Raw genomic sequence first — 13,972 nt, forward strand, 5'->3', positions numbered from 1 at the left:
GGACAGACAACTGTTGCAGCAATGATAATCGAAGTAGCGACGCCGGACGAGCAGATTCGCCGGAAATGCCCCTGCCGCCGTTCGAAAAACGGTTCAAAGTCGTCCGGCCAGGATTGGCCCCTTGGCGAACGCGGGATTTTCCTTTATACATAGCCGGTTTCCATTCTCATGAGCCGACGACGACCGCATGAATGTCCTGCCACCCACCTTGCGCCTGACGGCCGGCACCGTCGTCAGCGCCACCTGCGTCGTCGCCCTGCTGTATTTTGGCCGTGAAGTCCTCGAACCGCTGGCCCTGGCCCTGATCCTGAGCCTGGTGCTGGCGCCGCTGGTGCGCAGCATGACGCGGGTCGGCCTGCCGCGCATGCCGGCCGTGCTGCTGTCGGTGGCCCTGGTGGCCACCTGCGTGGGCGGGATCGGCGCGGTGCTGTTCGACCAGCTGGTGACGATCACGCGCGACCTGCCGCAGTACCGCAAGGCAATCAAGACCAAGGTCGCCAACGTGCGCGAGCTGGTCGAACGCCCGATCAGCCGCATCGAGGCCGAGCTGAGTGCGGTGGCACCGGTCACAGCCAGCGAGGCGGCGCGGGTACGGCGCGGCAACCTGGTGGTCACGCCCAACCAGCCGCTGCCGGTGGAGGTGCGCACCCCGCGCACCATGAAGGATACGCTGGGACGCGTGATCAACCTGGTCTGGGGACCGATCGGCGAAGCCGGCGTGGTACTGATCCTGCTCGTCTTCATCCTGCTGGAGCAAGGCTCGCTGCGCGACCGGCTGGTGCGCCTGGCCGGCCAGGCCGAAGTCAGCCGCACCATCCGTACCCTGGGCGATGCGGCCCAGGGCGTGTCGCGCTTCTTCCTTTCGCAGTTCATCGTCAACGCCACCTTCGGCGTCGTCATCGGCCTGTCGCTGTGGCTGGCCGGGATCCCGCACGCCATCCTGTGGGGCGTGCTGAGCGGCGTACTGCGCTTCGTGCCCTACCTCGGCGTGCTGCTGGCGGGGACGATCATCGCGGTGTTCGTCGCCGCCATCGACCCCGGCTGGTCGCTGGCGCTTACCTGCATGGCGATCTTCCTGGCCTTCGAGCTGGTGCTGGCCAACTTCATCGAGCCGAAGGTCTACGGCCACAGTTCCGGACTGTCGCCGCTGGCGGTGGTCGTCTCGGCGCTGTTCTGGGGCGCGATGTGGGGTCCGGTCGGCCTGCTGCTGTCGACGCCGCTGACCCTGTGCCTGGTGGTGGCCGGGCGCCACGTGCGTGCGCTGGCGCCGATCACCATCCTGCTGGGCGATGCTCCCAACATGTCGGACGCCGAACGCTTCCACCAGCGCGTGCTGGCCGGCGAGGCCGCCGAGCTGACCAAGGATGCGCGCGCCTACGTGCGCCGCTACAGCTTCGCGCGCTATTGCGACCACGTGCTGCTGCCCGGCCTGCGCATGGCGGTGTCGGATCTCGGCACCGGCGCCATCGACAAGGCCCAGGAGGCGCGCATGCGCGCCGTGATCGCCAACATCGCCGACACCGTGGCCACGGCTGCGGACATCGGCGCGCGCGGACGGCGCAAGCAGGTCGCGCTGCTGGACGCGAACATCGGCGCCCACCTGCGCCAGATGCGCGAGGCCCGGTTCGGCCGCTGGCAGGGTTCGCTCGACGTGCCGGCCGGCTCGATCGTGCTGTGCGCCGGGCTGCCGTCCGAGCGCGACGAGTTCCTGACGGAGCTGCTGGTGCGCGCGCTGCGCGAGGGCGACGTCGATGCGCGCAGCCTGATCGCCGGCGCGCCATTCGAGCGTCCGGAAGGCGGCACGCCCGAGCTGGTGTCGACCGTGTTCATCACCTATCCGCGCCAGGACAATTTCGAAGCGTGGCGGGCCGCGGTGGCCGAGCTGCGCGCCAGCCTGCCGGAGGCACTGATGGTCACTGTCCTGCTGCCCTACGACGAGCAGCTGCCCAAGCGCGCGCTGGTCGAAGCCTATGTGGACATGATCCTGCGCTCCTTCGAGGAAGGGCTGGCCTTCGTGGCGCCCGACCGCAATGCCCAGGCCAGGACCGCCGCTACGCCGGAGTTCGTGCGCCAAGGCTAGACAGCCGTCAAAGTTGTTGTTTTCCGTCCATCAACGGGCGAAAAACCACCTCCGTTTTGCCGCAGTCTTTACGCTCGACGATGTTTCCCACGTAAAATGCTTGCCTATCTGCATTACTTTCCGCATTACTTTTCTCACGGCGAAATATGAACTCGGTCCAACAAGAAGTCGACGAACGCAGCAACCTCACCGGCACCAACAAGTTCGAGCTCCTCCTGTTCCGCCTCGGCGGCGACGAGAACGGGGAGCGCAGCGAACTGTTCGGCATCAATGTGTTCAAGATCCGCGAGATCGTCGCGATGCCGGAAATCACCACTGTTGCCGGTGCGATGCCGCACGTGCTGGGCGTGGTGAACCTGCGCGGCCAGATCATCCAGGTGCTGGACCTTCCCGCGATCGCCGGCGTCAAGCCGAAAACCGGCCTGAACATCATGCTGGTGACGGAATTCGCCCGCACCACCCAGGCCTTCGCCGTCGAAAGCGTCGAGGAGATCGTGCGCCTGGACTGGAACCAGGTGATGTCGGCCGAGCACAGCGCCGGCAGCGGCATGGTCACCAGCATTGCCCGCCTGCCCGAAGAAAACGGCCAGCCTGGCCGCCTGGCCCAGGTGCTGGACGTGGAGACCATCCTGCGCAACATGAACCCGGACGCGGGCCCCGAGATCAACCGGCAGACGGTTGGCGCGACAATCCAGATCAAGCCCGGTTCGGTGGTGCTGGCGGCCGACGATTCGGTGGTGGCGCGCGCGCTCATCGAGCAAGGCCTCGAGGCCATGGGCCTGCCCTTCATCATGGCCAAGAGCGGCAAGGAAGCCTGGGACCAGCTCAACAGCATCGCAAATGCCGCCGAAAGCGAAGGTCGAAGCGTGCACGACAAGGTTGCCCTGGTGCTGACCGACCTCGAAATGCCGGAAATGGACGGTTTCACGCTTACCCGCAGCATCAAGAAGAGTGGCCGCTTCGCCAACATGCCGGTCATCATCCACTCGTCGCTGTCGGGCACGACCAATGAAGAGCACGTCAAGAACGTGCAGGCGGACGCCTACGTGGCCAAGTTCTCGGCCGAAGACCTGGCGAATACGATCCGCCGCGTCCTGCGCCAGTAAATCAGTCCGACGACACTGCGGCAGCGCCGGAAGCGGACGTCTCCCGCGCTGCCGCAGCCACGTTCGCTTCCACTTGTTCGGCGGCGCGCGCCGCGCCCCCCTCGCGGTACCGGGCGATGAGCAGGTCGGCAGTCTCCCTGGTCGCCGGATGACCGGGGCGCGTGCGCAGCCGGATCGCCGGGGCGCGCTGCCAGGTCGCGAGCGCTTCGCTCTTGCGGCCCTGCGCGATGTAGAGCCTGCCCAGTTCGGTCAGGCTGTAGGCGACGTCAACATGGCCGTCCCCCAGCAACTGTTCCGGCATGGCCAGTCCGGCCACCAGCCTGGCCTCGCCTTCCTGCAATTGGCCGGCCTCGGCCAGCGCGGCCCCCCCAGGCTGGTGAGGGCACTGGCCACCAAATGGTGGGTCCGGCTGCCGAAGTCGGCCTCACGCACGAGGGGAAGGCGATATCCATGAGGCCGGTGTCGCCGCGCATATGCGCTGTCAACGCGAAATGCATTCCAGTCGTTCCGATGTAACAAACACTAACACATTCACATCGTGCGCAGCGGCGAGTAATGTACTATTGACAACACGTCGGTACGATATCGGGGGTACCGGCCAGGCGGGGAACTGTTTCTCCGCCGACCGGACAAAGCGGGATCGCGCGGCGAGCAGCCGCCATTTCGCAGAGAGCACACTATGCCGCAACGACGACGGGACGAAGACAGCGCAGTGACCGCCGAGTACGCCTTCTTTCTGGCGGAAACCCGGGGACTGCGCTTCGCCCTCGACTACCTCGACAGCTGCCACCTCCCGCGCGACATCCTGCTGCGCGCCTACGACCAGCCCGAGCGCCGGCGCAAGGGCGAACGGCGCCGCCATCACCGCAACGACTGACTCCTGCAGCCGTCCGTCGGCGCCACACCTGCAGCGCCCTGCGCGCCGTGCTATCGTTGGGGCGCGATCGGAGGCGACCATGGCGCATGCATACCGCTGGCAGCCCGTCGACGGCGTCGGGCTGGAACACCTGAGTCTTGAATACCGCGACGACACCATCGTCGCGGATGGGGTCGTGGTCGGCGATTGCGGCGACGGCCCCTTCGGCTGCAGCTACTGGATCTGCTGCGATACATGTGACGCGTCAATCTACGGCCCACGAATGACTTAAGGCCTTGATCTCGCTATAATTTCGCCCTTCGCATCAAGGATTCCCGCCATGTCACTGCTCGACCACCAGCTTGAACTGCTGTCGCCCGCCAAAACCGCCGAGATCGGCCGCGAGGCCATCCTCCACGGCGCCGACGCGGTGTACATCGGCGGGCCCGCCTTCGGCGCGCGCCACAACGCCAGCAATCCGCTGGAGGACATCGCCGCCCTGGTGGAATTCGCCCACCGCTACCGCGCGCGCATCTTCGTGACCATGAACACGATCATGCACGACAGCGAGCTCGATCTCGCCCGCAAGCAGATCTGGCAGCTGTACGAGGCCGGCGTGGATGCCCTGATCATCCAGGACATGGGCCTGCTGGAGATGGACCTGCCGCCGATCCAGCTGCACGCCTCGACCCAGTGCGATATCCGCACCGCCGAGAAGGCCAGGTTCCTGGGCGAGGTCGGCTTCTCGCAGCTGGTGCTGGCGCGCGAGCTCACCGTCGAGCAGATCAGGAAGATCAAAAGCGAAGTCGACACCCCGCTCGAGTATTTTGTCCACGGCGCCCTGTGCGTGGCCTTTTCGGGCCAGTGCTACATCTCGCATGCCGACACCGGCCGCAGCGCCAACCGCGGCGACTGCTCGCAGGCCTGTCGCCTGCCGTACACCCTGAGCGACGGCCAGGGCCGCGTGGTCGCGTATGAGAAGCACCTGCTGTCGATGAAGGACAACGACCAGAGCCGCAACCTGGAAGCCCTGGTCGACGCCGGCATCCGCTCGTTCAAGATCGAAGGTCGCTACAAGGACATGGGTTATGTGAAGAACATCACGGCCCACTATCGCCTGCTGCTGGATGAGCTGCTCGAGCGCCGCCCGGAATTCGCACGCGCCTCCAGCGGCGATACCCGCGTGCTGTTCACTCCGGACGTGGACAAGAACTTCCACCGCGGCCACACCGATTATTTCGCGCTCGGCCGCCAGGACGACATCGGCGCCTTCGACTCGCCCAAGTACATCGGCGTCGAACTGGGCACGGTCACCCGCATCGGCCCGGACTTCATCGACCTCGCCACCAATGCGCCGATGGCCAACGGCGACGGCCTGAACTACATGAACAAGCGCGATACCGTCGGCATCCACGCCAACACGGTTCAAAAACTGGGCGAAGACGACGATGGCCAGCGCTGGCGCGTGTTCCCGAACGAGGTGGTGAAGAGCCTGGCGGGCCTGAAGGTGGGCACCATCGTCCACCGCAACCGCGACCACCAGTGGGAATCGGCACTGAGCAAGAAATCCTCGGAACGCAAGGTCCGCGTGGATCTGCTGCTCGCCGAGCGGCCGGACGGCCTGGTTCTCGCCATCCGCGACGAGGACGGCATCGAGACCGCGACAAGCGCGGCGATTGCCCTGCAGCCGGCCCAGCAGGCGGCCCAGGCGGAAGCATCGCTGCGCACCAGCATCGCCAAGCTCGGCAATACGATGTTCGAAGCCGGCTCGGTGGAGCTGCAGCTGTCGCAGCCCTGGTTCGTGGCATCGAGCGCCATCAATGCGCTGCGCCGCGATGCGATCGCCGCCCACGAAGCGGCGCGCCTGGCCAGCTGGGAGCGTCCGCCGCGCAAGGCCCCGAGCGAGCCGCCGGCGATCTATCCCGAGCAGCAGCTGAGCTACCTGGCCAACGTCTACAACGAAAAGGCGCGTGCCTTCTATCACAAGCACGGCGTCCAGCTGATCGATGCGGCCTACGAGGCGCACGAGGAGCCGGGCGAAGTTTCCTTGATGATCACCAAGCACTGCCTGCGCTTCTCCTTCAACCTGTGCCCGAAGCAGGCCAAGGGTGTGCAGGGCGTGCAGGGCCAGGTCAAGGCCGAGCCCATGACCCTGGTGAGCGGCAACGAGCGCTATACCCTGCGTTTCGACTGCAAGCCCTGCGAGATGCACGTGGTGGGGGCGATGAAGGACAACATCCTCAAGCAGCCGCCACCCTCGGCCGTCCCTTACAGCCCGCTGGTCTTCCACAAGCAGCGCCCGCGCGCCTGAATTTGACCAATCGGTAAAAAACGCCGCCCGGTCGCCCGTGGCGGCGTTTCTATTTAGCAGCCGGCAGGATCAGTCGACGGTCGCGCCGCTGTCCTTCACGACCTTCGACCAGCGCGCATGCTCGGCCTGTACGAACTTGCCGAAGTTCGCCGGTGTATCGCCCACGAAGTCGGAACCGGTATCGGCCAACACCTTCTGGAATTCCGGTCCCTTCATCACCTTGATCGCCTCGGCATTGATCTTGGCGACCACGTTTGCCGGCGTCTTGGCAGGTGCAAACATGCCGTACCAGGCGTAGGACTCGATCTGCGGCTGGCCGGCTTCGGCGAAGGTCGGCACGTTCGGCAGCAGCGGCGAGCGCTTGGCGCCCGAGATCGCGATCGCCTTGACCTTGCCGCTCTTGATGTGCGGCATGATCGCGATAGTACTGTCGAACATCATCGGGATGTGGCCGCCCAGCAGGTCGGAGATGGCCGGCGCCGAACCCTTGTAGGGCACGTGGGTCATCGAGAGCTTGGTGACGCTGGCGAACAGTTCGCTGGTCAGGTGCTGCGGGGTGCCGTTGCCCGAGGAACCGTACGAAAACTGGCCCTTCTTGGACTGGATGTGGGCCATCAGCTCCTTGAGGTTGTTGGCAGGCACCGAGGGATGGACGACCAGCACCAGCGGCACGCGCAGCAGGTTGGTGACCGGCGCCAGGTCCTTCAGCGGATCGAAGCTCATGCTCTTGTACAGGCTCGGGTTGATCACGATCGGTGCACTCGAGGTGATCAGGAGGGTCGTGCCGTCCGGCTTAGCGCGGGTGACGGCCGCCGTCCCGATGTTGCCGCCGCCGCCGGCGCGGTTGTCGATCACGAAGGATTGGCCCAGCCCCTGGGTCAGGCCCTTGGCGAGCGGGCGTGCGGCAATGTCCGACGGTCCGCCCGGCGGCCATGGCACCACCACAGTCACGGTCGAGCCCGGCCAGTTCTGCGCCAGTGCACTGAAGGAAATCGCCGATGCCGCCGCTGCACATGCCAGCTTGAGAGCAGTACCCCCAGCCGTGCCGAAAAATAGTCGCATAGTCTCCACCCTTTGTTGATGCTTAGTTGATGAACTGGTATTGCGCAGACAGTTTATCCTATTCGTCACACTGGAAGACGGGCGGCGCGCTACGTGGAAATACGTAGTTTGTGCACGCATTGCCGCCCCTGCGGCCGCAAAGCGAGGGCTGCGCCGCTCGCGCGGCACCTGGGCCTTTGGCTCAACCGGGTATCTTCAGGCCCGCCGCCACGGCCAGGTAGATCAGGATCGCGCCGGACTCGAACAGGGGCAGTGGCTTGCCTCCCGGCCCGTTCGGGTCGAGGATGGCGGGGATCTTGTTGTTCGGGTTCAGCGAAAGAAAAGCCGCCGACATCCGGTCATCCGTCGCGAAGCTGACCTCGTGCGCCTCGTAGGGCAGCCTGGTTTCCTCGAGCATGATCGATGCCTTTACGCCGTTGGGCGTGGGCAGCGGGTACAGCTGGATGCGGTCGGGGTGCCGCGCGGGCCACTTGGCGGTGATGCCGAAAGCGCTGAGATCCAACATGGCGGTCCTCCGTCGGATTGCGGGACTGCCAACGATAGCAAACTTCCGGCCGGCCCGCCGACGCCAGTCCTTTTCTCCCCCCCTCAACCGAAGAGCTTGTTGGCCGTGCGTGCGATCAGCTCGCCCTGGTGGCGTGCCCCGCCGAGCTCGATCTCGCTCGGCTGGCGCTGGCCCTGGCCGCCGGCGATGGTCGAGGCGCCATAGGGGCTGCCGCCGACGATCTCGTCGAGCGACATCTGGCCCGCGTAGCTGTACGGCAGGCCCACCACCGTCATGCCGAAGTGCAGCAGGTTGGTGATGATCGAGAACAGGGTCGTTTCCTGGCCGCCGTGCTGGGTGGCGGTCGAGGTGAAGGCCCCGCCCACCTTGCCGTTCAGGGCGCCGCGGGCCCACAGGCCGCCGGTCTGGTCGAGGAAGGCTGCCATCTGGGCCGGCATGCGGCCGTAGCGGGTCGGCGCGCCGATGATGATCGCGTCGTAGTCCGGAAGCTCATTCACGGTCGCGATCGGGGCGTCCTGCTGCAGCTTGAAGTGGGCGTGCTTCGCGATTTCTTCCGGCACCGTTTCGGGAACGCGCTTCACGTCCACCGTCGCGCCGGCCGCGCGCGCGCCTTCGGCCACTGCATTGGCCATCTGCTCGATGTGGCCATAGGTCGAGTAGTACAGCACCAGGACTTTCGACATACCTTCCTCCACGTGATTGGAAAAATCCTATTCTGCTTCGAAAGGCATTTTCACGTCACCCGCCAGAAGTCAGGTTTTCGCCAACCAGTCCAGTGCCGACTCGGCGATGCCGGGCGGGATCACGTGCTCGCCCTCGAACTCTTCGTAGCGCAGCGGGTAGCCGGCGGCGCGCAGCTGGGCCACGATGCGTCGGCTGCAGGGATCGATCGGCAGGATAGGGTCGTCGGTGCCGTGCGAGATGAACACGTTGGGTTCGCCGCGAGGAGTCATCGGCCCGATGAAGCCCGGCGAGAACGCCAGTACGTGGGTGAACAGATCGCCGTTGGCCAGGCCCAGCGACAGCGCGTACGAGGCGCCATCGGAAAAGCCTCCGACCGCCACGCGCGTGTCGTCGACGTGGTAGCGTGCGAAGACGTCGGCGAGCGCGCGGTCGGCCAGGTCGCGGTCGGGACCGTAGCTGCGTCCGGCGATGATGTCCCAGGTATGGCGGGTCGATGCCGGCGCCACCAGGATCAGGCCGGCGTGGTCGGCCAGGTGCAGCAGCACCCGCAAGCCATCGTGGGCATGGCCGCCGGCCCCGTGCAGCAGCAGGACCAGCGGCGCCGGCCTATCCGGGCGGTATTGGCTGGAAACGAAGACGTAGCTGTCGCGGGTCCCGCCCACGTCGAGCTTGTGCAGGCCTGTCGGGGCCTCAAGGGGGAATACGGCGGCGGGCGCGGGTCGCGCGCCCAGACGTGCGTCGGGCATGGTGGCCTCCTCGGGCGGTTTGCCGGCCGAGGAGGCTGCCTCGCCCGGTCAGATCCAGTAGATGAAGGCGGCCAACGCGATCACCAGTCCCACGCGGGTGATGTTGTAGGCCGTCTTGTTCCACGCCTTGAGACGGCGGCGGTACTGGCCCATGTAATAGGAAATGCGGAACAGCTTGCTCACCAGGCCAACCTGGTCGCCGGTTTCGTTGGGCGAGGCGGCGGCCGTCATGACGGTGCGGCCGAACCAGCGGTTGAATGCCCCCATCCAGCGATAGCGCATCGGACGCTCGACGTCGCAGAACAGGATCACCCGGTCGCTTTCGCTGCCATTGATGGCCCAGTGGATATAGGTTTCATCGAAGACCACGCCCTGGCCGTCGCGCCAGCTGTGGCGTTCGCCGTCCACCTCGATGAAGCAGCGGTCGTCGTTCGGCGTGGCCAGGCCGAGGTGGTAGCGCATCGAGCCGGCAAAGGGGTCGCGGTGCGGGTTCAGCTTGCCGCCCGGCGGCAGCTCCGCGAACATGGCCGCCTTCACCGAGGGGATCGACTGCAGCAGCGCATAGGTTTGCGGGCACAGGCGCTCGGCCGACGGGTGGCTGGCGTCGTACCACTTCAGGTAGAAGCGCTTCCAGCCGTTCTTGAAGAAAGAGTTGAAGCCGGCGTCGTCGTTCTGCTCGGCCGCCTTGATCTTCTTGAGTGCCAGCAGGTTTTCGGCTTCGGCACGGATGACCGGCCAGTTCTCCTGCAGGCGCGCCAGCTCCGGGAATGCGCTCACCGGGATGAAGGGCGTGCTCGGGACCCGCGAGAACTTGTGCATGAAGATGTTGATCGGCGCCATGAACGACGAATGGTCGAACAGCTGGCGCCGGAAAGGCAGGCGCACGCGGCCCCGGAAGTGGATGTGCAGGATCGAGAGAACGTAAAAACCGACCACTACCCATTTCATTGCGACCTCCGTCCGTGCTGGCTTACCTGATGAGGGACGCAGGATATCACAACGGCCAGACGGCCGTCGGTGGCCGGGTCGTAATTTTGGGAAACTATGTCACGCCGGCAATTCCTCAGCGGAGCGCCGGCGTCTTGCTGCTGGGACTGGGGCAAGCCAGTCCAGGAAAGACTACCGAGATGCGTTCTTAGTGCTGGACCGAGGTGATCGCATACCCTTTTTCACTGATCTGGCCGGCGACGTTGTCGAGATCGTAGTCCTCGAGCCGGTCGGCGTCGTCGGGCACTTCGATCGCACGGACTTCGATTTCCCAGTCGGTGTTGGTGGCTTCTTCAGGGATGTTGCGTGCTTCCGGGACTGCCAGGTAAGACAGCTTGCCCTCGTTTTCTGGTCTGCGGTAAATATCCAGGCGCATAGTCGTTTCCTCAAAGTCAAAGCCCGCTTTCCCGATGAAAGCGGGCAGTTCCACAGTAGAAGATCGAAACGCTGTCGTCTGTTAATTGGCCCACACTCAGCCGCGCAGCCTGCCACCAGGGCTCAGCGGCCGGGCGATGCCCCGAGTATGCGTGCCGGCAGCATCACGATGGCGCGCAGCAACTCGAATACGGCCTCGACCCCGACACCAAGCAACCGGAACGGCAGCAGGAGCAGCCAGACCAGCGGGTACAGCACCAGGGCCAGCAGGGCAATGGGCCAGCACAGGAACAGCAGCAGCAACCATAGCAGGAAACCGAACATTGTCTCGCTCCTCTGAAAAATAACGGCGCAGGAGAAGGGTAGGCTGCCGGGGCCATCCAGGCAACGGATCTGCGACAAATGGGAGAAATGACGGGGTGGATGGGGGAAAAGCTCGGCCAGGCGGATTGCATGGCCCAGGCCGAGCATCTCGACGCCGTTTACGTCGATCCGCAAATGAACGAAACAGCCAAGGGCGCGGATGCATTCCGACTGGCGATGGCCGAGATCGAATACTTCAATACCCTGCCCGACGAAGACGTCTATCAGGCGTTCATGGATTGGGAGACCTTAGATTGATCCCTGAGCAGCTTCCCGAAAAATCAGGCAAACGCCGCCAGCTGCTCCCTCACACGCTGGTTCACCACCTGCGCCCTCAGTGAGGCCTGCAGCGAGGGAATCGACCCGCCCGCCCGGTACTGGAAGGCCACGTGCACCAGGTCGCCCGCCTCCACCTGCACCGGCTGGGCCAGCGGCAGCGTCATGTAGTGGTTCAGCCAGTCGATGGTGGTCGACTCTTCCTGCACGATCGCGAGCACGTTCTTGGTAATGAAGCGCATCGCATTGAGCAGGCCGCTCTTCTCCGCCACGATCCCGCCTTCCCAGGAAAACACATTGTCGACCGGCTGGTTGAAGTCGATCAGGCTGTACACGGCCGGCTGGCCCAGCTCGACGGTGCCCGAATGGACCACGCCGGTCTCCTGGAACTGCACGATCGGCGCATGAAAGCCTTCGAAATCGTACTCCTGCTGGATCGGCTGGGCCGCCATGATGACCGCCTCGGGCAGGAACACCGGCAGCGGGCCGCCGAATCTGGCCAGGTAGCGGCGCTTGAAGGATTCGATCACCTCGACCTGCTTTTCGCGCAGCATGGCGACGTGGATCATCTCGCAGATGACGACATCGACCGGCTCCGGCGGCAGGTAATCGAAGGCGTCGGCATGGATCACCTCGACCTTGTGGCCGTTGGGATTGATCGCCAGGAACTTGCGCGCCTCGCGCACCATGTCGGGGTTGAATTCGACGCAGTAGACCTTCGCCGCCTTCTGGGCCGCAAAGAAGGACAGCACGCCGGTGCCGCCGCCCAGCTCCAGCACTTTGGCGCCCGGCTTGACCGCATAGTGGATGGCGGACTTGAAGCTGTGCATCCGGTTCTGGTCCATCAGCATGTTGTGATGGTAGTGCACTGGAATGAACTGCCCCAGGTAGCAGCTTTCGATTTCGCGTTCGTTCAGCATAATTGGCCCTATCTCCCTCATGGTCGTTATCCGTGGAGGCATTATGGCCAAGGATGCAGGCGCTTCAAGCGGCGAGCTGCGGGGTGTTTACCGCCTAGTTCCCAGCAAAAATGTGAAACGCTTAGCGCTTGAAGTTGGAAATCGTCGCTGCGATGTCCGTTTGGCCGGCGCGCTCGGCGATCTGGGCCGCCGTCAGGCCCTCGGTGTTTTTCAAGGCCGGGTTGGCGCCCTGCTCCAGCAGCAGGCGCACCATGCCGGACTGGGCTTCGCGCGCAGCCATCATCAGCGGCGTGTAGGCGCCGCTCTGTTTTGGCGACAGCGCGTCCAGCCTGGCCTTGCGGGCGATCAGCAGGCGGGCGATGTCTTCGCTGCCGCCGGCGGCCGCATAGTGCAATGGCGTCCAGCCGGAACGGTTCACCTTCGCGCCCTTGGCGAGCAAGGCCTCGGCCGCGCGGCGGTTGTTCCTGAAGGCGGCCATCATCAGCGCCGTGTTGCCGTTGATGGCCTCGGCTTCGAGGTCGGTTCCGGGGTGAAGCAGCAAGGCGTCGAACACGCGCATCGATCCCTCGCGCACGGCCAGCACCAGGGCCGGTTCGCCGCCGACCGGGTTGATCGCGTTCGGATTGATCTCCTTCCCCACCATCGATTTGACCGCGGAGACATTGTCGACCTGCACCGCGCGGAAGAAGTTGGCGACCTGCTCGGGTGTTGCCGCCGAGGCGGTACCAAGGTGAACGGCTGCGGCAAGCAGGCAGCCGGAGAGGATCGCGCGGCGGGTTCGGGTCATGGCTCAGGCCTTTGCGGTATTGAACAGCGTGAAGAAGTTTTCGCTGGTTTGCAGGGCGACGTCGCGCAGCGACACGCCTTTCAGGTTGGCGATGAACTCGCCCACGTGGGCCACGTAGCCCGGCTCGTTCATCTTGCCGCGGTAAGGTACCGGGGCCAGGTAGGGCGAATCGGTCTCGATCAGCATGCGCTCGAGCGGCACGGCCCTGGCCACTTCCTGCAGTTCCTTCGCGCTCTTGAACGTGACGATGCCGGAGAAGGAGATGTAGAAACCCTGCTCCATGGCCGCCTGGGCGACTTCCAGCGATTCGGTAAAGCAGTGCATGACGCCCGCCACGCCTCCCGCATCGGTGCCGGCGCCCTCTTCCTTCATGATGCGGATGGTGTCGCTGCTTGCGGCGCGGGTATGGATGATCAGTGGCTTGCGGGTCTCGCGCGAGGCGCGGATATGGGTGCGGAAGCGCTCGCGCTGCCATTCGAGGTCGCCCTCGAGGCGGTAGTAATCGAGCCCGGTCTCGCCGATGGCGACGATCTTCGGGTGGTCGGCCAGCGCGACCAGTTGCTGGACGCTGGGTTCGGGCGTGTCTTCGTAGTCGGGATGGACGCCGACCGAGGCGAAGATGTGCGGATGCTGTTCGGCCAGGGCAAGCACCTGGGGGAAGTCCGGCAGGTCGACCGAGACGCACAGCGCGTGCGTCACCTTGTTCTCGGCCATCCTGGCCAGGATCTCGGGCATCCGGGCAGCCAGCTCCGGGAAATTGATGTGGCAGTGGGAATCGATAAACATCCCGATATTGTACCCGAGCGGGTGCCGGCCCTCTTCCGGGTCATGTCAGCGGGACTGCCCGATCGCGACCGGGACCGCCGGCTGCTCCCTGCGAAAACGGGACCGAAGCCCAGCTGACGCTTTACCGG

General features: G+C 65.1%; 16 protein-coding genes and 1 pseudogene. 6 read left to right on the plus strand and 11 right to left on the minus strand.

Annotation, left to right across the window (positions count from 1 at the left end):
- The first annotated feature begins 187 nt into the window (after positions 1-187).
- Together MA09_RS08585 and MA09_RS08590 are read left to right on the plus strand one after the other, a co-directional pair.
- Entirely contained in the window at positions 188-2,080 is a 1,893-nt protein-coding gene (locus tag MA09_RS08585) for an AI-2E family transporter (protein WP_051933295.1), read from the plus strand.
- Between the two features lie 146 nt (positions 2,081-2,226).
- Positions 2,227-3,186: a chemotaxis protein gene (locus tag MA09_RS08590; protein ID WP_036246911.1), complete on the plus strand. Its 960-nt coding sequence runs from the start codon at positions 2,227-2,229 to the stop codon at positions 3,184-3,186.
- A 1-nt stretch (position 3,187) separates the two neighbouring features.
- On the opposite strand, the gene MA09_RS08595 is transcribed toward MA09_RS08590, so the two are convergent.
- Positions 3,188-3,526, minus strand: a complete 339-nt coding sequence (locus tag MA09_RS08595) for a hypothetical protein (protein ID WP_036246913.1) — start codon at positions 3,524-3,526, stop codon at positions 3,188-3,190.
- Positions 3,527-3,865: 339 nt separating this feature from the next.
- Here MA09_RS08595 and MA09_RS24530 point away from each other — a divergent pair, with 339 nt between their 5' ends.
- The 3 genes from MA09_RS24530 (at position 3,866) to MA09_RS08605 (ending at position 6,353) form a co-directional block, all read left to right on the plus strand.
- The gene (locus tag MA09_RS24530) at positions 3,866-4,063 is read left to right on the plus strand and encodes a hypothetical protein (protein WP_152594602.1); all 198 of its coding nucleotides are present in this window, start codon (positions 3,866-3,868) and stop codon (positions 4,061-4,063) included.
- A 79-nt stretch (positions 4,064-4,142) separates the two neighbouring features.
- Positions 4,143-4,334, plus strand: coding sequence for a putative glycolipid-binding domain-containing protein (locus MA09_RS08600; RefSeq protein WP_036246915.1), 192 nt, complete (start codon positions 4,143-4,145; stop codon positions 4,332-4,334).
- A 48-nt stretch (positions 4,335-4,382) separates the two neighbouring features.
- The gene (locus MA09_RS08605) at positions 4,383-6,353 is read left to right on the plus strand and encodes a U32 family peptidase (protein WP_036246917.1); all 1,971 of its coding nucleotides are present in this window, start codon (positions 4,383-4,385) and stop codon (positions 6,351-6,353) included.
- A gap of 69 nt (positions 6,354-6,422) precedes the next feature.
- Here the strand turns inward: MA09_RS08605 and MA09_RS08610 are convergent, their stop codons facing one another.
- The 7 genes and pseudogenes from MA09_RS08610 to MA09_RS08640 all read right to left on the minus strand — a co-directional run bounded on the left by MA09_RS08610 (position 6,423) and on the right by MA09_RS08640 (position 11,036).
- Complete coding sequence (locus MA09_RS08610; protein WP_036246919.1) at positions 6,423-7,415, minus strand: tripartite tricarboxylate transporter substrate binding protein; 993 nt, start codon at positions 7,413-7,415, stop codon at positions 6,423-6,425.
- 187 nt (positions 7,416-7,602) lie between these two features.
- A pseudogene (locus MA09_RS08615) lies at positions 7,603-7,920 on the minus strand (glutathione S-transferase N-terminal domain-containing protein); the annotation flags it as partial.
- 83 nt (positions 7,921-8,003) lie between these two features.
- Positions 8,004-8,603, minus strand: coding sequence for an NAD(P)H:quinone oxidoreductase (wrbA, locus tag MA09_RS08620; protein WP_036246921.1), 600 nt, complete (start codon positions 8,601-8,603; stop codon positions 8,004-8,006).
- Between the two features lie 69 nt (positions 8,604-8,672).
- Entirely contained in the window at positions 8,673-9,350 is a 678-nt protein-coding gene (locus MA09_RS08625) for an alpha/beta hydrolase (RefSeq protein ID WP_036246923.1), read from the minus strand.
- 48 nt (positions 9,351-9,398) lie between these two features.
- Entirely contained in the window at positions 9,399-10,298 is a 900-nt protein-coding gene (lpxO, locus tag MA09_RS08630; protein ID WP_036246925.1) for a lipid A hydroxylase LpxO, read from the minus strand.
- A gap of 187 nt (positions 10,299-10,485) precedes the next feature.
- The gene (locus tag MA09_RS08635) at positions 10,486-10,713 is read right to left on the minus strand and encodes a DUF6139 family protein (RefSeq protein ID WP_036246927.1); all 228 of its coding nucleotides are present in this window, start codon (positions 10,711-10,713) and stop codon (positions 10,486-10,488) included.
- 122 nt (positions 10,714-10,835) lie between these two features.
- Positions 10,836-11,036: a hypothetical protein gene (locus tag MA09_RS08640; RefSeq protein ID WP_036246928.1), complete on the minus strand. Its 201-nt coding sequence runs from the start codon at positions 11,034-11,036 to the stop codon at positions 10,836-10,838.
- A 78-nt stretch (positions 11,037-11,114) separates the two neighbouring features.
- Between MA09_RS08640 and MA09_RS08645 the strand changes: the two genes are divergently transcribed.
- Positions 11,115-11,333, plus strand: a complete 219-nt coding sequence (locus MA09_RS08645) for a hypothetical protein (RefSeq protein WP_036246930.1) — start codon at positions 11,115-11,117, stop codon at positions 11,331-11,333.
- Positions 11,334-11,356: 23 nt separating this feature from the next.
- On the opposite strand, the gene MA09_RS08650 is transcribed toward MA09_RS08645, so the two are convergent.
- The 3 genes from MA09_RS08650 to MA09_RS08660 all read right to left on the minus strand — a co-directional run bounded on the left by MA09_RS08650 (position 11,357) and on the right by MA09_RS08660 (position 13,844).
- Complete coding sequence (locus MA09_RS08650; protein ID WP_036246932.1) at positions 11,357-12,271, minus strand: methyltransferase domain-containing protein; 915 nt, start codon at positions 12,269-12,271, stop codon at positions 11,357-11,359.
- A gap of 121 nt (positions 12,272-12,392) precedes the next feature.
- Positions 12,393-13,058 carry an ankyrin repeat domain-containing protein gene (locus tag MA09_RS08655; protein WP_036246934.1) on the minus strand — a complete coding sequence of 222 codons (666 nt, stop codon included), beginning with the start codon at positions 13,056-13,058 and terminating at the stop codon, positions 12,393-12,395.
- 3 nt (positions 13,059-13,061) lie between these two features.
- On the minus strand, positions 13,062-13,844 hold the full coding sequence (locus MA09_RS08660) for a TatD family hydrolase (protein WP_036246937.1): 783 nt from the start codon (positions 13,842-13,844) through the stop codon (positions 13,062-13,064).
- Positions 13,845-13,972: the final 128 nt, after the last annotated feature.

This window comes from Massilia sp. BSC265 (assembly GCF_000740675.1).
In the GTDB taxonomy this organism is placed as follows: Bacteria; Pseudomonadota; Gammaproteobacteria; order Burkholderiales; family Burkholderiaceae_D; genus Telluria.